General features: G+C 70.1%; 15 protein-coding genes. 9 read left to right on the top strand and 6 right to left on the bottom strand.

Annotation, left to right across the window (positions count from 1 at the left end):
* Window positions 1–77: 77 nt before the first annotated feature.
* Window positions 78–2,942 carry a penicillin acylase family protein gene (locus ACIOJD_RS27805; RefSeq protein ID WP_401918497.1) on the bottom strand — a complete coding sequence of 955 codons (2,865 nt, stop codon included), beginning with the start codon at window positions 2,940–2,942 and terminating at the stop codon, window positions 78–80.
* Between the two features lie 315 nt (window positions 2,943–3,257).
* On the opposite strand from ACIOJD_RS27805, the gene ACIOJD_RS27800 reads away from it, so the two are divergent.
* From ACIOJD_RS27800 to mscL, 6 genes are all read left to right on the top strand, one after another.
* Window positions 3,258–4,979, top strand: coding sequence for a potassium/proton antiporter (locus ACIOJD_RS27800; RefSeq protein ID WP_401918495.1), 1,722 nt, complete (start codon window positions 3,258–3,260; stop codon window positions 4,977–4,979).
* Between the two features lie 410 nt (window positions 4,980–5,389).
* Window positions 5,390–6,820: an MFS transporter gene (locus ACIOJD_RS27795; protein WP_401918493.1), complete on the top strand. Its 1,431-nt coding sequence runs from the start codon at window positions 5,390–5,392 to the stop codon at window positions 6,818–6,820.
* Window positions 6,821–6,886: 66 nt separating this feature from the next.
* Window positions 6,887–7,270 carry an FmdB family zinc ribbon protein gene (locus ACIOJD_RS27790; protein WP_401918491.1) on the top strand — a complete coding sequence of 128 codons (384 nt, stop codon included), beginning with the start codon at window positions 6,887–6,889 and terminating at the stop codon, window positions 7,268–7,270.
* A 113-nt stretch (window positions 7,271–7,383) separates the two neighbouring features.
* Window positions 7,384–8,217, top strand: a complete 834-nt coding sequence (locus tag ACIOJD_RS27785) for an S-methyl-5'-thioadenosine phosphorylase (protein WP_401918489.1) — start codon at window positions 7,384–7,386, stop codon at window positions 8,215–8,217.
* A gap of 431 nt (window positions 8,218–8,648) precedes the next feature.
* Window positions 8,649–9,191, top strand: a complete 543-nt coding sequence (locus tag ACIOJD_RS27780) for an RcpC/CpaB family pilus assembly protein (RefSeq protein ID WP_401918487.1) — start codon at window positions 8,649–8,651, stop codon at window positions 9,189–9,191.
* A gap of 228 nt (window positions 9,192–9,419) precedes the next feature.
* A complete protein-coding gene (gene mscL, locus ACIOJD_RS27775) occupies window positions 9,420–9,917 on the top strand; it encodes a large conductance mechanosensitive channel protein MscL (RefSeq protein ID WP_401918485.1) in 498 nt (165 codons plus the stop codon).
* A 52-nt stretch (window positions 9,918–9,969) separates the two neighbouring features.
* Here the strand turns inward: mscL and ACIOJD_RS27770 are convergent, their stop codons facing one another.
* Window positions 9,970–10,212, bottom strand: a complete 243-nt coding sequence (locus ACIOJD_RS27770; protein ID WP_401918483.1) for a hypothetical protein — start codon at window positions 10,210–10,212, stop codon at window positions 9,970–9,972.
* Window positions 10,213–10,388: 176 nt separating this feature from the next.
* Between ACIOJD_RS27770 and ACIOJD_RS27765 the strand changes: the two genes are divergently transcribed.
* From ACIOJD_RS27765 to ACIOJD_RS27755, 3 genes are all read left to right on the top strand, one after another.
* Window positions 10,389–11,615, top strand: a complete 1,227-nt coding sequence (locus tag ACIOJD_RS27765; RefSeq protein ID WP_401918481.1) for a low temperature requirement protein A — start codon at window positions 10,389–10,391, stop codon at window positions 11,613–11,615.
* Window positions 11,602–12,642, top strand: a complete 1,041-nt coding sequence (locus ACIOJD_RS27760; RefSeq protein WP_401918480.1) for a P1 family peptidase — start codon at window positions 11,602–11,604, stop codon at window positions 12,640–12,642. Before ACIOJD_RS27765 ends, ACIOJD_RS27760 begins: the two co-directional genes overlap by 14 nt.
* Window positions 12,643–12,780: 138 nt before the next feature.
* Window positions 12,781–13,614, top strand: a complete 834-nt coding sequence (locus ACIOJD_RS27755; protein ID WP_401918478.1) for a DUF6227 family protein — start codon at window positions 12,781–12,783, stop codon at window positions 13,612–13,614.
* Window positions 13,615–13,898: 284 nt separating this feature from the next.
* On the opposite strand, the gene ACIOJD_RS27750 is transcribed toward ACIOJD_RS27755, so the two are convergent.
* The 4 genes from ACIOJD_RS27750 to ACIOJD_RS27735 form a co-directional block, all read right to left on the bottom strand.
* On the bottom strand, window positions 13,899–16,004 hold the full coding sequence (locus ACIOJD_RS27750; RefSeq protein WP_401918476.1) for a fructose-specific PTS transporter subunit EIIC: 2,106 nt from the start codon (window positions 16,002–16,004) through the stop codon (window positions 13,899–13,901).
* A gap of 97 nt (window positions 16,005–16,101) precedes the next feature.
* Window positions 16,102–17,049: a 1-phosphofructokinase gene (pfkB, locus tag ACIOJD_RS27745; protein ID WP_401918474.1), complete on the bottom strand. Its 948-nt coding sequence runs from the start codon at window positions 17,047–17,049 to the stop codon at window positions 16,102–16,104.
* 11 nt (window positions 17,050–17,060) lie between these two features.
* On the bottom strand, window positions 17,061–17,822 hold the full coding sequence (locus ACIOJD_RS27740) for a DeoR/GlpR family DNA-binding transcription regulator (RefSeq protein WP_401918472.1): 762 nt from the start codon (window positions 17,820–17,822) through the stop codon (window positions 17,061–17,063).
* A gap of 345 nt (window positions 17,823–18,167) precedes the next feature.
* Window positions 18,168–19,613, bottom strand: a complete 1,446-nt coding sequence (locus tag ACIOJD_RS27735; protein ID WP_401918471.1) for a S1 family peptidase — start codon at window positions 19,611–19,613, stop codon at window positions 18,168–18,170.
* Window positions 19,614–19,652: the final 39 nt, after the last annotated feature.

The following is a 19,652-nucleotide window of genomic DNA, read 5'->3' as shown; positions in this document are numbered from 1 at the left end:
CGGCCCCGGAGGGCGTCAGCACGAGGGCTGACGCCTTTCCGGGGCCGGGACCTATGCCGTGCACGTCCGCGCCCCGCCTACGGCGTCAGCTTCAGTGTGTCGCCCGTACCGCGCTCCACCGCGTCGGCGGAGTACGGCCAGTCGATCAGCTCGCCCTTGGCCCACTTGTCCGTCTGATCGGTGTAGTGCGCGCTGTAGGCGTGCCCCGAGGCGCCCGTCAGGTTGATCCACTGGGACTTGTCCCAGTCACCGACGTTGACCACCATCCGCATGGACGGGACCCAGATGACCTCGTAACCGCCCGCCGCGTTCCAGCCCGTCGCGTTGACCGCGGCCTCGCCGCCGCCGACGTTCCAGGGTCCGCGGTTGAGCACCTCTTTGAGAAGGCCGGGGCCACTGGTCCCGAGGGTCTGGTTCTTCAGCGTCAGCTGGTGCAGCCGGCCCCAACTCCAGGAGGACACGTCCTTGCCGAGCTTGGCGGTCAGCTCCCAGCGGGCGTCCTTCATGGCGCGGTCGAGCAACTCGTCACGGGTGTCGGCGGCCTTGTCCTTGCGCTTGGCGGGAGTGCTCCACCAGGCGTTGCCCTCGTCCTTGATGATGTTGCGCACCACCTCGTACCAGCGGTCCCCGCCGTCCGGCTGGGCCGACTCCGGGGCGCGCTGGCCGCACTCCCGTACCAGCTGGTCGAGATCGTCCACCGGCCCCGAGCCCTCGGTGGGACGGACGTTGATGCAGTCGCCCTTGGCACGCACTTCCTTAGGAAGCTTGTTGCCGAAGGCGAGCTTGAGGACATTGCGCCAGACCGCGTTGAAGTAGGCGGCCGCCGCGGAGTCGGGCTCCTGGGTGTAGTCCCATCCTTCGAGGAGCTTCTGCGCCTCGCGGACGGACGGGTCCGAGACATCGATCTTGAGCAGGTAGGGCATCAGCACCTTGGCGATCTCGCTGCTGTTGTCCATCTGCATGGTCTGCATGTCTTCGGTCGAGATCTTCCCGCCGTCCTTGATCTTCGACTCGATCAGGTCGTTGATCCGCTGGCTGCGGGCGCCGTATCCCCAGTCCTCGGTGAGCGGGTACGGGTACTTCTCGGAGTCGACGACGGCCTGGTTGGCGGTGACGATGTAGCCGCGCTCCGGGTTGTACTCGTACGGCAGCTCGTCGTAGGGGATGTATCCCTTCCACCGGTACTTCGGGTCCCAGCCGGGGGCCGGCATCCTGCCGTCGAAGCCGTCGGAGCGGACCGGGATCCTCCCCGGTGCCTGGTAGCCGATGTTGCCCTTGGTGTCGGCGTAGATGAGGTTCTGCGAGGGGACCTCGAAGTCCTGGGCGGCCTTGCGGAACTGGCCGAAGTCCTTGGCCTTGTCGAGCGCGAAGACCGCGTCCATGGACTTGCCCGGCTGGAGCGCGGTCCACTGCAGCGAGACCGCGTAGCCGTCGCCGCGGTCGGGGGCGACATCGCCGACCGGGGCCTTCTCGCCGACCTTCGCCAGCTCGCTGTTGCGGTCGGAGACCACCGGGCCGTGGTCGGTGGAGCGGACGGTGATCTTCCGGCTCTCGCCGCCCGCGACCTTGATCGTCTCTTCGCGGGTCCGGAAGGGCTTCTTCTCGTCGCCGTACTGGTACGAGTCGCCGTCGACCTTCTCCAGATAGAGGTCGGTCACATCGGCGCCCAGGTTGGTGAAGCCCCAGGCGACGTTCTGGTTATGGCCGATTATCACTCCGGGCATGCCGGCGAATGTGTACCCGGCGACGTCGTACTGACAGCTCGCGGAAACGCTCCGGCAGTGCAGGCCCATCTGGTACCAGAGCGAAGGCAGCTGAGGCGCGAGGTGCGGGTCGTTGGCGAGCAGGGGCTTGTCGGTGGTCGTGTACCGGCCGGAGACGACCCAGGAGTTGGAGCCGATGCCGCTGCCGCTCGGGCCGAGGAGCGCGGGGATCTCGTCGAGGGTGCCGGAGAGGGCGTCCATCTGCGAGTTGAAACCGTCGGTGGCGGCGGACGCGCTGCTGTTCACGACGGTGCCTGTGCCCGTGCCGGTGCCTGTACCCGTGCCGGTGCTCGTACCCGTGCCGGTACCCGTCCCCGCCGCGCCTGTGCCGGTGCCCGTGCCCAGCCCCGTGCCTGTGCCTGTGCCTGTGCCGGTTCCCGTACCGCTGCCCGTCTCGGCGCTGGGCTCGGCCTCGGGGTCGTACTTTCCGGTGATCGGATCGATGCCGCCCTCGCTGACGATGGGCTTGTTCCGGTCGGCCGGATAGGCCGGATACAGCTCGTCGATCTGCTTCTCGCTCAGCCGGCTGGACAGCATCGAGCGGTCGATCTCGTCGTTCATGTTGCCGCGCAGGTCCCAGGCCATCGCCTTGAGCCAGGCCACCGAGTCGACGGGGGTCCACTTCGCGGGCTTGTAGTCGTTGGTGAGGTTCAACGCGGCGTACTCGACCGAGAGCTCCTTGCCGCCGCGGCCCTTGAGATAGGCGTTGACACCGTCCGCGTACGACTGGAGGTTCTTCTTGGTCTCCGCCGAAAGCTTGGTGTCGTACTCCCGCTGCGCCACCCCGTGCCAGTCGAGGGTGCGCAGGAAGGTGTCGGTCTTCACCTGCTTCGGACCGAACATCTCGGAGAGCCGGCCGGAGGTCATATGACGCCGGACGTCCATCTCCCAGAAGCGGTCCTGTGCCTGGACGAATCCCTGGGCGCGGAAGAGGTCCTGGTCACTGTCCGCGTAGATCTGCGGGACGCCGTAGCTGTCGCGCCTGACGTCCACGGAACCCGAGAGGCCGTCGAGCTTGACCGTCCCCGTGGTCTGGGGAAGGGAGGCACGGACCGTACTCACGCCCCAGTACGCGCCGTACCCGACACCCGCGACAAGCGCCAGCACCAGGACGATCACGATCAGACGGGCGCGTCGCCCCTTCTTTTTGACGGAAGGGGGGGCTGTGTTGGCGGGCATCGCTGTCCTTCGAGGGGCAGGGTGGTCCTGGAATGCTGGAGCAACCATAGGCGCAGCGCGTCGCCGTCCCCGACGCGGTGTCATTTAGTGCGACTCATCGGACGGTCACACAGGGATGCACCGAGGGACATGGGCCGGCATCCGCCGTTATTCGCATGGAGTTTCGTATGGGATGTACACGGGATTCGCGTGGGATATACGCCGCGATCGCGACAGACGCCACATCAGCACTCGTACTGACGATCGAAAGCGTCAAGAAAACGTTAAAGATTAGGTAAGGTAACGAAGTACCGGCTGCCGGAGGAACGATCCGGCATGCGCGAGGGGAAGGATCGGCCGCTGACTGTCCACCAGCTCAATCAACTCCTGCTCATCAGCTCGCTCGTGCTGCTGATCGCGGTCGCGGCCGTACGGATCTCGTCCCGCAGCGGCCTCCCCAGCCTGCTGCTGTACCTCGGCATCGGCGTCGTCATAGGGCAGGACGGTCTCTTCCACGTCAAGTTCGACAGCGCCGCACTGACACAGGTGATCGGTTATGCCGCGCTTGTGGTGATCCTTGCCGAGGGCGGCCTGGGCACGAAGTGGAAGGAAGTCAAACCGGCGCTGCCCATAGCCGCCGCGCTCTCGACCGTGGGAGTCGCGGTGAGCGTGGGTGTGACCGCGGCCGCCGCCCACTATCTGGTCGGCCTGGAGTGGCGGCAGGCGCTGATCATCGGAGCGGTCGTCTCCTCGACGGACGCCGCGGCGGTCTTCTCCGTACTGCGCAGGGTGCCGTTGCCGACCCGGGTGACCGGGGCGCTGGAGGCCGAGTCGGGCTTCAACGACGCGCCTGTGGTGATCATCGTGGTCGCTCTCTCGGCGGCGGGTCCGGTGGAGCACTGGTATCTGCTGGTCGGCGAGATCACGCTGGAACTGGCGATCGGCGCGTGCGTCGGACTCGCGGTGGGCTGGGCCGGTGCCTTCGGGCTGCGGCATGTGGCGCTGCCCGCCTCCGGGCTCTATCCGATCGCCGTGATGGCCATCGCGGTCTCCGCGTACGCGATCGGCGCCACGGCGCACGGCAGCGGTTTCCTCGCCGTCTACCTCGCCTCGATGGTCCTCGGGAACTCGAAACTGCCGCACGCCCCGGCGAACCGCGGCTTCGCGGAAGGACTCGGCTGGATCGCGCAGATCGGCATGTTCGTCCTGCTCGGGCTGCTGGTGACACCGCACGAACTGGGCGACGACGTCCTGCCCGCGCTGATCGTCGGACTGGTGCTGACCGCGGTGGCACGGCCGCTGTCCGTCCTGATCAGCCTGCTGCCGTTCCGTATCCCGTGGCAGGAACAGGCGCTGATGTCCTGGGCGGGGCTGCGCGGCGCGGTGCCCATCATCCTGGCGACCATCCCGATGGTGACGGACATCGAGGGCAGCCTGCGGATCTTCAACATCGTCTTCATCCTGGTCGTCGTCTACACGCTGGTCCAGGGGCCGACGCTGCCCTGGCTGGCGAAGGCGCTACGGCTCGGCGACTCCTCCGAGGCCGCCGACCTGGGCATCGAATCGGCACCGCTGGAGCGGCTGCGCGGCCATCTCCTCTCGGTGGCGATCCCCGAGCACTCGAAGATGCACGGCGTGGAGGTCGCGGAACTGCGGCTGCCCGCGGGGTCCGCGGTGACGCTGGTCGTACGGGACGACAAGAGCTTCGTACCGCAGCCGGCGACGGTGCTGCGCCGTGGTGACGAGTTGCTGGTGGTGGCGACGGATCCGGTGCGGGACGCGGCGGAGCGGCGGCTGCGGGCCGTCGGACAGGGCGGAAAACTGGCCGGATGGCTGGGCACGGGCAATGGCGCGAGCACACGCGAGGGGGCCGGATCCCGTCCGGGGGGCGGTGCCCGTAAGGGGGCCGGCGTCCGGAAGGGGACGAACCTCGGCAAGACCACGGGCGGCGGCAAGACCACGGGCTCGGCTGCCGGTGGGGGCGCTGGTACGGGTACGAGTAGGGGGACGGGGGCCGGGAAGGACGCGGGCGCGAAGGCGGGGCCGAGGTCCGGCTGATCAGCTGATGGGTTGATGGGTTGACGGGCCTGGTTGGCTTGGCTGATCGGCTTGGTTTGCTTGGTTTGCTTGGCTGATCGGATCGGCTGATCTGCTGATCGGCTCGGCTTACGGCGGATCCCCTACGGGCGGGGGACTGTCCGGCGCCGCCCTCGCCTCTCACAATCGCAGGCGTACGGGGGCGGAGTTCGGCCGTTCCCAGGCGGTGGGCGGTTCGTACCTGTACGATGCAGGCATATCTGTCTGATCGACCAACTCTGCCTGACGCAGTGCTGGCGCGACCGTATGGCGGCCGTGGCGTTTCCCGTAGTGGGGCCTGGTATCTACCGCAGTTCCGCGCAATGAGGACAGCTCTCGGCCGCGCCCGTACATCCGGGGGCGCGCTACCAGGCGGCGGAAAGGCAAGGACCGTGTCCGACAACACGGTCGATGGCGTCGCGGGCGCTACGGGCGCTACGGGCGCTACGGGCGCTACGGGCATTGAAGACGGCGCTCGCGGGGCCTCGGGCGACGAGCGGGGCGCGGCGCCGGCCCGGCCCGGTTACGGACGACTGCTGCGCACGCCCCGCGCCTGGACGTTTCTGCTCCCCGGCTTCGCGGCACGGCAGCCCTTCGCGATGCTGACGATCGGCATCGTCCTGCTGGTCCAGCACACCACCGGCTCGTACGGCAACGCGGGCGCCGTCGCCGCGGTGACCGGCGTCTCCATGGCACTCTTCGCACCGCAGGGCGGCAAGCTCGCGGACCGCTTCGGGCAGCGTGCGGTACTGGTACCGGGCGTACTGGTGCACGCGGCGTCCGTGGCGGTGCTGATCGCGCTCGCCCTGGCCGACGCTCCCCTGTGGGCGCTGTTCGTCGCGGCCGTCCCGACCGGCGCGTCCATTCCGCAGATCGGCCCCATGGTGCGCTCGCGCTGGGCCGCCGTGCTGGGCAGCCACGGTTCGGGTGTGGGCGCGGGCGCCAAGGCCGGGTCCGGGGCTGGGGCCGGTGGGGCCGCGTCGCTGCTGCCGACGGCAGCGGCCTTCGAATCCGTGACGGACGAGTTCACCTTCGTCATCGGGCCGGTGCTGGCGACCGCCCTCTGCACGGGTATCCACCCGGCGGCCGGTCTGATCGCCGAAGCCGCGCTGACGCTGGCCGGCGGACTGCTCTTCGCCGCCCAGCGGGCGACACAGCCACGGACCGGCCGGCACGGTGCGGGCGCCTCGGACGAGACTCGTACGTCCGCGCTGTCCGTGTCCGGGGTGCGGGTCCTGGCCGTGGCCCTCCTCGGGATCGGTTCGGTCTTCGGCGGAATGCAGGTCTCGCTCACCGCGTTCGCCGAGGAGATCGGCTCCCCCGGTGTGAACGGTCTGCTGTACGGGATCTTCGCGGCCGGCAACATGATCGCCGGGATCGTGTGCGGCGCCGTGGCCTGGAAGATCGGGCCGCGCCGCAGGCTCCTGTCCGGATACGCGGGGCTGACGCTGGGCGCCTCCCTGCTCTGGGCGGTGCACTCGGTGGCCCTGCTGGCCGGGCTCGGACTGCTGGTCGGCCTCTGCATCGCGCCCGCCCTGATCACGGCCTACACCCTGGTCGATTCGCTGGTGCCCGCATCGGCCCGCACCGAGGCCTTCACCTGGCTGACCGGCGCGGTCGCGCTCGGGCAGGCCGCCGCTGTCACCGTCGCCGGACAGTTGGCGGACGCGTACGGCGCGAGCACCGGATTTGTCGTACCGCTCGTGGGTACGGCGCTGGCTCTGGTCACCTTGGTGGCGCTGCGATCGAGGCTGGTTCCGAAGGCCTCGGGATACGTCGCCGCGCGTGGGATGAGTCACCGCGTGCCGGTGACAGTGGACTGATCGCGCGGAATACGTCACTATGGAGCGTCGTTAGCACTCATTGAGTGAGAGTGCCAGGAGGAGCAAGTGCCGACCTATCAGTACCAGTGCACCGCGTGCGGCGAGGGCCTTGAGGCGGTGCAGAAGTTCACCGACGATGCCCTCACTGAGTGCCCCGATTGCCAGGGACGCCTGAAGAAGGTGTTCTCAGCGGTCGGCATTGTCTTCAAGGGCTCCGGGTTCTACCGCAATGACAGCCGCGGCTCGTCCTCGAGCAGCGCGCCGGCCGCGGCGGGCTCTTCGGGCGCCAAGTCGTCGTCGGAGTCCAAGGCGGAGTCCAAGACCGCCTCGTCGGCCTCTTCCTCAAGCTCGGGCTCGGGCTCGGGTTCCAGCTCCGGCTCCGGCTCCGGTTCGTCCTCGGGTTCCGGATCCGGCTCGTCGAGCAGCTCCAGCAGCTCCTCGGCCGCCTGACCAGGGCCTGACTCTTCTTCTCCGGTCTTCCAAGGACCCCGCCATCGCGTATGGCGGGGTCCTTGGCATGGGCCCCCACCGAACGGGATCATGCGTCCCGCTACTGTGATGAAATGGCGAACGTAGAGATCGGCGTGATCGGCGGCTCGGGCTTCTACTCCTTCCTGGAGGATGTGACCGAGGTTCAGGTGGAGACTCCCTACGGACCACCCAGTGACTCACTCTTCCTCGGCGAAATCGCCGGACGGCAGGTCGCGTTCCTGCCCCGGCACGGGCGCTCCCACGACATCGCGCCGCATCGCATCAACTACCGCGCCAACCTCTGGGCGTTGCGCTCGGTCGGGGTGAAGCAGGTCCTGGGCCCGTGCGCGGTGGGCGGACTGCGGCCGGAGTACGGTCCCGGCACCCTGCTCGTACCCGATCAGCTGGTGGACCGTACGAAGGCACGCACGCAGACCTATTACGACGGGGTGCGACTGCCGGACGGAAGCAAGTCGAAGGTCGTGCACATCTCGCTGGCCGACCCGTACTGCCCCGAGGGCCGCGCGGCGGCGCTCGTGGCGGCGCGCGGACACGGCTGGGAGCCGGTGGACGGCGGGACGCTCGTCGTCGTCGAGGGGCCTCGGTTCTCGACGCGGGCGGAATCGAAGTGGCATGCGGCACAGGGCTGGTCGGTGGTCGGGATGACCGGGCACCCCGAGGCTGTACTCGCACGTGAACTGGGCCTCTGCTACACGTCGATGACGCTCGTGACGGACCTGGACGCGGGGGCAGAGACGGGCGAGGGAGTCTCTCACGACGAAGTCTTCAGGGTGTTCTCCTCCAATGTCGACCGGCTGCGCACGGTGCTGTTCGACGCGGTAAAGGGATTGCAGGCGAGCGAGACACGGGACTGCCTGTGCGCGCACGCGCTGGACGGGGTCGACACCGGACTCGAACTGCCCTGACCACGGGCGGTTGTTCACCGGCGGTTGGTCGCCGACGGTCGTCACGGGTGGTTGGTCACGAGTAGTTGGTCACCAGTGGTTTCTCACCTGCGCCCGACCGTCGGTTGCTCCGGTCACAAGCTGCCCACGCCCCCGTGAACCATGCGCGGGGGCAGTGGGATCGGCCCGGCAGAAGCCGGAACCACTCGTGCGGGTGAGGGAGTTGTCCACAATCGCTCGCTGATCCACAGGCTTCAGCGGGCTGTTGCCGGATCGTGGATCGTGAGGAGCGATCGCAGAACTCCTCACGTCAGGCGGTGCTCGCCATGTCCGGTTCCTTCACGCATGCCCCGTCCCCCTCCCCTCGTCCCCGTCCTCGTTCTCCTCTTTCACCTCCCTGCACCCGCTTTCCCACGCCACCACCGGGTTCCCAGACGCCGACGCGGCGTGGTGTGCCACCGTTCGATCCGCTGCGAGTGCGTGGCTCCCGGCAGCGACTGCGCCGGGCGCTGCTTCGGCACCGGCGTGCGACGGCGGCCGGTCTGGCCGTGACGGCGGCCGCGCTGGCTGCCACGGGAGCGGGTGGCGCGCTCGGTGGTGTCGGAGCCGGGGCTGTTTCCGACTCCTCTGCGGAAGCTTCGACCGGCGCGACGGCCGCGTCGGCGTCATCGGGACGGGACCCCGCTCAGCCGCCCGCACGGATGGTGTCCGCGCCGGTGCGTATCGCCGATGCGGCGACGGTCCGACTGCTGCGCCGGGGAGACCGGGTCGATGTGATCGCGGCCGCCCCGTCCCCGTTGGGATCGGCCGGGGTGCCGCAGCGGGAGTCCGAGGCGCGGGTGGTGGCCAGGGGAGCCCGGGTGACGGAGATCCCGGGGGAGCGCGAGACCTCGTCGGACCGCGGAGCGCTGGTGGTGCTGTCCGTGCCGCGCGCCACGGCGGCGGCGCTGGCCGGAGCGAGTGCCACGTCACAGTTGGCGGTGACGCTGTGCTGAGACGCGGAGTGGCGGGCCGTGTGCTGCTGGGCCTTGTGGTGCCGGGCCACGTGCTGTCGGGCCATGGGGTCCTGGGTCTGACCGGTCTGTGTCGTGTGGCGCGCGGTCGCACGGGCACGCTGTGGGGTCGCCTGATCGCGTGGACGGATTGGACAGCGTGGGCACGCGCTGCCGTAGGTTGCGGGGCAGCTTGTCATCCGTACGGTCCATGTGAAGAAAGGCTCACTCGTGAGCGAGGAGAAGGAGAGCGTGCTGGCGGGCTTCAAGGCCTTCCTGATGCGCGGCAATGTGATCGACCTGGCGGTCGCGGTCGTCATCGGGGCCGCATTCACCAACGTGGTGAACTCGGTCGTCAAGGGGCTCATCAATCCGGTGGTCGGAGCGTTCGGCACACAGGATCTGAACCAGTACAGCTCGTGCCTCAAGTCTCCGTGCGAGACCAACGCCGCGGGCGAGGTCACCTCGGGCATCCCCATCATGTGGGGAACAGTGCTCAGTGCCGTTCTGACCTTCTTGATCACAGCGGCCGTCGTGTACTTCCTGATGGTCCTGCCGATGTCCAAGTACCTCGCCAGGCGGGCCAAGCAGCAGGCCGCCAAGGAAGAGGTCCAGGAAGTCCTGGAGGTCAGCGAGCTGGAGGTGCTCAAGGAGATCAGGGACGCCCTGCTGGCGCAGCGCGGCCAGGGCTCCGGACCCGGGTCCGGTCCCGGCCTCGACAAGCCGTAGCGGCGGACCCGACGAGCGCCGTTGAGGCGCTTGGGACGCCCAGGGGCGTTCCTCAGATGTGGTGGGGCGGCTTCTCGTCCAAGAAGCGTGCGAGGTCGGCGGCGCTGTCGCCGCTCCCCGCGGCCCGGTCTCCCCAGCCCCGGTCGGTGTCGTCGCAGGACTGCTGGTCCAGCGGATCGTCGAAGATCAACGCCGGATTCGGGCGCGGTGGCCGGGACGGCCCGGACGGACCGGACGGTGCTGTCGACCCGGCCCGCTGGTCGGCACGCGGCTCGGGGGTGGGGGCGGCGCTCATACGTCCAGAGTACGGGGGTGTCAGGCACACCCGGGGCCCTTGCGGGACGAGGACGGCCGACGGGCATGAGGCCTCCCGCGCGGACACGCTCCCGTGGTCCGTAGGGTCCACAGGTCGGCGAGAACGCGGCGCGCGCCTCACCGGGCCGGCACCGGTTCCTCTGCTGTGCTGGCCCCATGATGTCGAGCAGCGCGGCAGGGACCGCGGGGCCCCTGCGCCGCATGACCGCTCGCAGGCGGGACGAGGCGCACCGCGCGGCGACGCCTCTGGAGCTCTTCTTCGACCTGTGCTTCGTCGTGGCGGTCGCCCAGGCCGGGGCGCAGCTCGTGCACGCGCTGGCGGAGGGGCGTACGAGCGCGGGGATCGTCGGGTACCTGTTCATTTTCTGGGGGGTGTGGTGGGCCTGGATGAACTTCACCTGGTTCGCTTCGGCATACGACTGCGACGACGTGCCGTACCGCATCGCGACCCTGGTGCAGATCTGCGGGGTGCTGATCTACGCGGCGGGTGTGCCGCGCGCCTTCGCCGACAACGACTGGACCATCGCTGTCATCGGCTATCTCGTGATGCGGGTGGCGCTGACCGCACAGTGGCTGCGGGCGGGCTTGTCCGAGTCCCGGGGGCCGGCCCGGCGCACCGATCTGCGGTATGCCGTCGGTCTGGTGATTTGCCAGGCCGCGTGGGTGGCGCTGCTGGCCGCGCCGGACCATATGAAGCACCCGCTGTTCCTGGTGGTCGTGGTCGCCGAGTTGCTGGTGCCGCCCTTGGCGGAGCGGGACCACCAGACGGCCTGGCATCCGCATCACATCGTGGAGCGCTACGGGCTGTTCACCCTGATCGTGCTCGGCGAGACGATGTCTGCCGCGACCGTCGCGGTGCAGTCGGCGCTGGACGAACAGGAAGCGGTCGGGGAGCTGCTGCCCATCGCGGCCGGTGGCCTCCTCCTCGTCTTCGCCGCCTGGTGGATCTATTTCGCGGTCCCCGCGCACCAGCGGCTGACCGGCAACAGGCAGGCCATCCCGTGGGGTTACGGCCATTTCGTCATCTTCGGGTCGGCGGCCGCTATCGGCGCGGGGCTGGAGGTGGCGGTGGAGCACTCGGTGGGCAAGGCGCATATCTCGGCGGTCGCCGCCTCCGCCGCCGTCACGGTCCCGGCCGCGGTCTTCTCGCTCACGGTCTGGCTGCTGCACGCGCGTCACTTCAAAACCGGGGCGGCCCAGCAGCTCGTCCTGCCGGTCTCGGCGGCCGCGGTGGCGGCCTGTACGTTCGCGGGGGCCTGGGCGGTGCTCGCCGCGGGGTTGGTGGCGGCGGTGACCGTGGCGGTCGGAGTGACTCTCTCCGAACGGCCAACACCCCTCTCTTCTCGTGCGCGTGGTACGGATGGGGGTCATGGCAACCAATGACGCTCTGACCGATGTGGCCGGGCTGCGGGTAGGGCATGCGCGGGTCGCCGGAGTCCGGGCCCTCACCGGCGCCACGGTCGTCCTCGCTCCGGAGGGCGGGGTGGTCGCCGCCGTCGACGTACGGGGCGGCGGGCCGGCCACCCGGGAGACGGACGCCCTGGACCCGCGTAATCTCGTCCAGCGCATCGATGCCGTCGTGCTGACCGGCGGCAGTGCGTACGGGCTCGATGCGGCGTCCGGCGTGGTGGCGTGGTTGGAGGAACACGGTCGCGGCGTCCGCGTCGGCCCTGATCCGGCGCAGGTGGTGCCGGTCGTCCCGGCCGCGGGCATATTCGACCTGGGGCGCGGTGGGGACTGGGGGATCCGGCCGGACGCGGCCACGGGCCGTGCGGCGGTGGAGGCGGCGGCCGGGACGGAGAGCGGGGCACCGGTCGAGGAAGGCGGAGTGGGCGCGGGGACGGGCGCAGTCGTCGGGCAGCTCAAGGGCGGGGTCGGTACGGCGAGCACGGTCCTGGACTCCGGGATCACCGTGGCCGCCCTGGTCGTGGCCAACGCGGCGGGCTCGGCGGTGGATCCGTTGACGGGCGTGCTGTACGGGCGCTACATCAACGGACGTACGGAATACCCGGCGCCCGAAGTCCACGAGGCGGCGCTGCGACGGCTGGCCGAGCTGCGTGAGCGGAACGGTCCGGCGCCGCTCAACACCACACTTGCCGTGGTCGCCACCGATGCCGAACTCTCCCGCGCACAGGCGCAGAAGCTCGCGGGGACGGCGCACGACGGCATCGCGCGCGCCGTCCGCCCTGTTCATCTGCTCAACGACGGGGATACTGTTTTCGCGCTCGCTACCGGCGGTCTGGCCCTGCCGGGAGCGGATCCGTTCGCGCTGAACGAGGTTCTGGCGGTCGGCGCGGATGTCGTGACCAGGGCAGTCGTGCGGGCCATAGGCGCGGCGGAGAGTGTGGAAGGACCCGGTGGGACGTTCCCGTCGTACCGGGAGCTGTACGGGCCCGACGGAGGGGCGTAGTCGACGAGTTGGCGGGGGGCGCGCAGGAACTTCACGTACGCCCCCTTCGTTTTCCCAAACGTGGGACGCGATGTCAGCCCTAGGCGCTACGTTATGCAATCACCAAGTGACATGTGGCAACGGCCTGGAGAACCCATCTTGAACGATCCCTACGAGACAACCGAGACGCACCTCGAGCGACTCCTGGGTCGGGCACTCAACTCCTTCGACCTGCCCGACGCAATGGTCGAGCGGCTCGACCGTGCGCTGGCGCACGCCAGTTCGCTGTGTTCCGCGCACCACAGTGCGGGGCTGCACCGCGAGACGTACCGACACACCTATCTGCTGCCCGACGGCAGCGCGCTCACCCTCTGGGAGCTGGTGCACAACACCGGCCGGGACGGCGCGCGGCTGCACGAGCTGTACGGAGACGAATCCGAGGTGCGGCTCGCCGCCGCCCGGCTGTGCCGGCCCGGCAGTCCGGAGGCTCCTCGGCTCTCCACCACGGAGCCGGGCGCACCGCGCTCCGCCGACGATCCGCCCATGGACGATGTCGCGGCCGGACTGCTCGCGGAGCTGGAGTCCGAGCGTACGGCCGAGATCGACGCCCATCTGGCCCTGCTCCGGGGGCTGCGGGCCCTGCCACCGATCCCGCGGCACCGGATGTACTCCTCGGACAACTCCCCCGACCACGCCCGCAGAGTGCTGCGGCGGGCGGAGAACGCCGACCGGCCGGGAGAGGCGACCGCGCAGCTGTTGCGTACGGCGTTCGCTCATCACATCACCCAGGTCTTCGGCCGGCAGTACGAGGTCGAGGGAAAGGACGCGGGCTTCACGCTCTACGAGCACGCGTTCCTGCTGATGGACGGCAGTGAGACGAGCCTCTGGGAGGTGGAGCACACGGCGACTCCGGACGGCCGCCACATGTGCGAGGTCTATCCGTCGGAAAGCACCGCGCGCGAAGCCATGGAGCTCCGTGCGCAGGTGAGATGAGCCCAGGTGCGATGATCGGACGTGAGGTGATCGGACGTGAGGCGGGCCCGCCCGGCCCGGCCGCGCGAGGTGGGTCCGCACAGCCTGGTCGAGCGGATCAGGTGCCGCACAACCTGGTCCCGTACAACCTGGTCCCGTACAGCTCGGTCTCATGACGCAGGCTCCCGTACACCCGTACAGCTGTGGACTTGTCCGGGGGCTGACCGTGCGACCGGTCGGGGGCGGCCGGGTGTACGGCCGCCCCCGACCGGGGCGCGCGGTCACCGCCCGGAGGCGGTACGGGGTCAGGCGGACACCGGCACCTTGGCTTCCGTGCCGGCTCCCCCGTCCGCGGCCGGCCCGGCGGTTGCGCCCTGTTCCGCGGCGGCGGGCGTCTTCCGTGCGCTCTTGAGGAGGATGACCAGTCCGGCGCTCACTCCGGTGCCCGCTGCGATGGCGAGCAGGTAGAGGAACGGGTTACCGATCAGCGGGATCACGAAGATGCCGCCGTGAGGCGCCCGCAGGGTGCACTCGAAGACCATGGACAGCGCGCCGGTGACCGCGCCGCCGGCCATCGCCGACGGGATCACCCGCAGCGGGTCCGCGGCGGCGAAGGGGATCGCGCCCTCGGTGATGAAGGAGGCGCCGAGTACCCACGCGGCCTTGCCGTTCTCCCGTTCGGTACGGGTGAACAGCTTGCCCCGTACGGTCGTGGCCAGCGCCATCGCGAGCGGCGGGACCATGCCCGCGGCCATCACGGCGGCCATGACCTTGAGGCTGCCCTCGTTGGGGTTGGCGAGGCCGCCGACCGCGAAGCCGTAGGCCACCTTGTTCAGCGGACCGCCCAGGTCGAAGCACATCATCAGGCCGAGAATGACGCCCAGGATGATCGCGTTGGCGCCGGAGAGGCCGGAGAGCCAGTCGGTCAGCGCCTTCTGGAGTTCGGCGATGGGCTTGCCGACCACCAGGAACATCAGGAAGCCGACGATCGCCGAGGAGATCAGCGGGATCACGACGACCGGCATGATGCCGCGCAGTGTGGCGGGCACGTTCACCCGCTGGATGGCCATCACCGTGCCACCGGCGATCAGACCGGCGGCCAGGCCGCCGAGGAAGCCCGCGTTGATGGTGAGGGCGATGGAGCCGCCGACGAAGCCGGGCACCAGGCCAGGGCGGTCGGCCATTCCGTACGCGATGTAGCCCGCGAGGACGGGCACCAGGAAGCTGAACGCCACGCCGCCGATCTGGAACAGCAGCGCCGCCCAGCTGGTCTGGTCGGTCCAGACGAAGTGCTCGGCGACGGAGGGCGCCTTGTCGACGGTGTAGCCGCCGATGGCGAAGCCGAGGGCGATGAGGAGACCGCCGGCCGCCACGAAGGGGACCATGTAACTCACGCCGGACATCAGCCACTTGCGCAGCTTGGTGCCGTAGCCCTCGCCGGGCTCGCCGGCGGCGTCCACGGGGGTGGCGTGCGCGGCGGCGGTGACCTCGCCGCGTTCGGCCTTGCCGCGTACCTCGGCGATCAGCTCGGCGGGCCGGTTGATGCCGGCCTTGACGCCGACGTCGACGGTGGGCTTCCCGGCGAACCGTTCCTTCTCCCGTACGGGCACGTCGTGCGCGAAGATCACGCCGTCGGCGGCGGCGATGACGGCGGGGTCGACCCGGTGGAATCCGGAGGAACCCTGCGGCTCGACGACCAGTTCGATGCCCGCGTCATGCCCGGCCTGTTCCAGGGCCTCGGCGGCCATGTAGGTGTGCGCGATGCCGGTGGGACAGGAGGTGACGGCGACGATCCGGAAGACATGGTCGGCGGCGGCGGAATCAGGGGAAGGGGGCGCGGAAGGGTTCGCGGAAGCGGGGGCGGTGGGGCTGCCGGTGGCAGCGGCCGGTGCGGCGGCGGCCTCGGGGGTGGTCGGCGTGCTGGGAGCCTCCACAGCCGCGGTCCCGGTCTCCGCCTCGGCCGCCGCAGGCTCCTCGCCGCGGATCAGGGACGCGACGGCGACCGCGTCCGTCGCCGAGCGCAGGGCCGTCGTGAACTCCTCGTTCATCAGGCGGCGGGCCAGGGCAGAGAGGATCGTCAGGTGGGCGTCGTCCGCACCGGCCGGAGCCGCGATCAGGAAGATCAGATCCGCCGGCCCGTCCGGGGCGCCGAAGTCGATGCCCCGCGGCGAGCGGCCGAAGGCGAGCGTCGGTTCGCCGACATGCGCGCTGCGGCAGTGCGGGATGCCGATACCGCCGTCGAGGCCGGTCGGCATCTGGGCCTCGCGCGCGGCCACGTCGGCCAGGAAGCCGTCCAGGTCGGTGACCCGGCCCAGGCTCACCATCCGTTCGGCCAGCGAGCGGGCCGCGGCTTCCTTCGTCTCGGCGGCCAGGTCGAGGTCGACCAGGTCCGCGGTGATCATGTCTGTCATCGCGGGCTCCTTTGCTCGCATATCGCGCGGGTCAGGTACATGGACTGAGGGGCGGGCGGGGAATCGGGGGATCCGGCGGGATCGCGGGAGGGAAGGCTCATGGGGCGGGCTCCGTAAGGGGACGGTCCAGCGGAATGTCCTCGGTCACCGTGACCGCCGACGGGTCCAGATCCGCCGGTGACGGCATCACGCTTCCCGGCAGCTGAACGGCTGCCGCGCCGTGCGCGACAGCCGAGGCCAGCGCCTGAGGGCCGTCGCCACCCGCCGCGAGGAAACCGGCCAGCGACGAATCGCCCGCACCGACGTTACTGCGTACGGTGGCGACCGCGGCGAATCCGAAGTACGTCCCGGCCTCCGAGACCAGCAGCTGGCCGTCGGCTCCCAGGCTGGCCAGGACGGCACCGGCGCCGTACGTCCGCAGCTCTTCCGCCGCCTTGACCGCGTCACCCACCGTGGTGAGGGGGCGGCCGACGGCCTGGGCCAGCTCTTCGGCGTTCGGCTTGACGACGTCCGGCCGTTCCCGGAGGGCGGCCAGGAGCGAGGGCCCCGAGGTGTCCAGCGCGATCCTGGCCCCGGCGTGGTGCGCGCGGGCGACCAGCTCGGCGTACCAGGTGGCGTCGAGCCCGCGCGGCAGGCTGCCGCAGCAGGCGATCCAGGAAGCGGCACCGGCGTGCGCGCGGATCGTGGCGAGCAGTGCCTCCGATTCGGCGGCGGTCAGCTCGGGCCCCGGCGCGTTGATCTTCGTCAGGGTGCCGTCGGGCTCGGCGAGCGCGATGTTGGAACGGGTCGCCCCCGCCACCGGCACCGGCGCGACCTCGATGCCCTGGCCCGCGAGCAGTTCGGCGACGAGCGCCCCGGGCGCCCCGCCCAGCGGCAGCACGGCGACCGTACTGCGGCCGTCCGCGGCGACGGCCCGCGAGACGTTGACGCCCTTGCCCCCGGGGTCCATGCGCTCGGCCGTGGCCCGCAGCACTTCGCCTCGGTCGAGGGCCGGGATCTCGTACGTACGGTCCAGGCTCGGGTTCGGGGTGACGGTGAGGATCATGCGGAGCTCTCCTAAACACACAGCACTTCGGTGCCCGCGGCCTCGACCGCCGCGACATCCGAAGGGCTGAGCCCGCTGTCGGTGATGAGCAGATCGACATCGGCGAGAGAGCCGAAGCAGGCGAAATGCTCTTGGTCGTACTTGGCCGAATCGGCGAGCAGCACCACGCGCCGGGCCGCGGCGACGACCGCGCGCTTGACGGCGGCCTCGGCGAGGTCCGGGGTGGTGAGACCGGCGTCCGGCGCGAAACCGTTGGTGCCGAGGAAGACGATATCGGCGCGGATCTCCCCGTACGCCCGCAGCGCCCAGGCGTCCACGGCCGCGCGGGTACGGTGCCGTACCCGCCCGCCGACCAGATGGAGGGCGATGCCCGGATGGTCGGCGAGACGGGCGGCGACCGGCAGCCCGTGGGTGACGACGGTCAGCTCGCACTCCGGCGGAAGCGCCGCCGCGAGCCGCGCCACGGTCGAGCCGGCATCGAGAATCACACTGCCGTCCCGCGGCAGCTCGGCGAGCGCCGCGTGCGCGATGCGGTCCTTCTCGTCGGCGGCGGTCGATTCGCGCTCGGCGAGGTCGGGCTCGAAGACGAGCCGCCCGGCCGGTATGGCCCCGCCATGCACACGCCGTACGAGCCCGGCCCTGTCCAGGGCCTTGAGGTCACGCCGTACGGTCTCGGCGGTGACCTGGAACTCCTCGGCCAGCGAGAGCACATCCACACGACCGCCCTCACGGGCGAGGCGCAGAATCTCCTGCTGCCGCTCTGGTGCGTACATGTGGATTTACGTCCGTTCCGTGCCCGAACCTGTGGTTTCGGCGACACGCTACGCTCAGATTTCCGGAAAGTAAACAGATTCGGGCGCGGAACAGACATGGTCGGGCGCGAGTGGTCACAGAAGGACGCGGAGCGCGGCGCCGTGATCGCTCCGGACCATGTCCGGGCGGTCGGGGGGCTCCGGCCGGGAACGGCAAAGACCTCCGGCGGGCGGAGTCCGAAGCTCCACCCGCCGGAGGTCTTTGCCGTGATCCACGCGTTCCGGTGATCAATGTGATCGCGGTCAGCGTGATCGCGGTCCGTGAGTACCGGCACACCTCATGAGCGACGCACTCAGGACCTGGCGTCAGCGGTTCTCGACGACACCGCTGCCGTTGTCATCGGCGCTGCCGTTGCCGTTGCCGTTTCCGTTGGCGTTGCCATTCCCGGCAGCGCCTTCGCCGTTACCAGCGGCTCCGCCGTCAGCGTCCCCCGCGGCTCCGCCGTCAACACCCGCGTCCGCGCCACCGTCGATACCGCCGTCAGCACCGGCGTCCGCACCACCATCGGCACCAGCGTCGGCTCCGCCGACCACACCGCCGTCGGCACCCGCGTCGGCGCCACCATCGGCACCCGCGTCGGCGCCGCCGTCCGCGCCCGCGTCGGCGCCGCCGTCGGCCTCTCCGCCTCCGGCACCTCCGGCACCTCCGGCACCGATGGTGGCTCCGACCGCCTCCAGCGCGGTCGTCACCGGCTGGAAGAAGGTCTCTCCGCCGGCGGTGCAGTCACCGCTGCCACCGGAGGTGAGACCGATCGCGCTGCCGTCCGCGGTGAAGAGGGGGCCGCCGCTGTCGCCCGGCTCCGCGCAGACGTCGGTCTGGATCAGCCCGGTGACCGTGCCCTCCGCGTAGTTGACCGTGGCGTCCAGGCCGGTGACCGCGCCGTCGTTCAGTCCGGTGGTGCTGCCCATACGGATGACGTCCTGGCCCACCGTGGCCTCGGCCGCCGCGGTGATCTCCACGACCTGTCCGTCACCGGTGTTGACCGTGCTCGTGGCTTCGGTGGCCGCGTCGTCGTAGGTGGCGAGCGCGAAGTCACCGGCCCCCGGGAACGTCGCGTCCTGCACCGTGGCGACCGGCTCGCCGTCCTGGGCGTCCGACCAAGCCTCGGCTGCGACACCGCAGTGGCCGGCCGTGAGGAAGCCGGGAGCACCGTCCGCCGTGGTCACGTTGAAGCCGAGAGAACAGCGCGCACCGCCGCCGAAGATGGCGTCACCGCCTTCGACGAACGGCTTGAACTCCCCCGGGGACTTCTTGATACGGGCCACGTCCGTGCCGAGCGACTTGACGGTGGACTGGATCTGGTCCCAGTTCTCGCCGGTCACCGTGCTATCGGCCGTGACCTGGATCTGGTTGGTCTTGGGGTCGACGGCCCAGGCGGTACCCGGGATGGTGGCCTGCTGCTTCAACGTCTGTGAAGCCGACTTCAGTTGAGCCGTGCTGTTCTTGACGTTTCTCACGACGGCCCCGGCCTTTTTGACCTCGAGGTTCACATCGCCGCTGTTACCGACGACATTGATAACCAGCTGTTGGTTGCCCTTGTCGTAGTACGAGCCGGCGAATGCCTCACCCAATTGAGAGGCGAGTTGCGAGGCGAGATCCCCTGCGGAGGCCGCGTTCAGCGTTTTGGGCTGTGGATCGGGTGTGTCCTGCGATGCGTTCGCGTTCGGCAGCAGAATCGCCGCCGCCGCGACGGCGGCGGCGCCGCCCCCGGCGAATATGATCTTTCGCTTGGGTATGCGCTTGTGGCTCAACTCAATACCTCCTGTGGGGGACGGAGTCCGCTCGCCGGC

It is taken from the genome of Streptomyces sp. NPDC088116 (genome assembly GCF_044741745.1).
In the GTDB taxonomy this organism is placed as follows: Bacteria; Actinomycetota; Actinomycetes; order Streptomycetales; family Streptomycetaceae; genus Streptomyces.
Note: the sequence above shows the minus strand (reverse complement) of the source record. Positions and strands in the feature narration are given on the sequence as shown.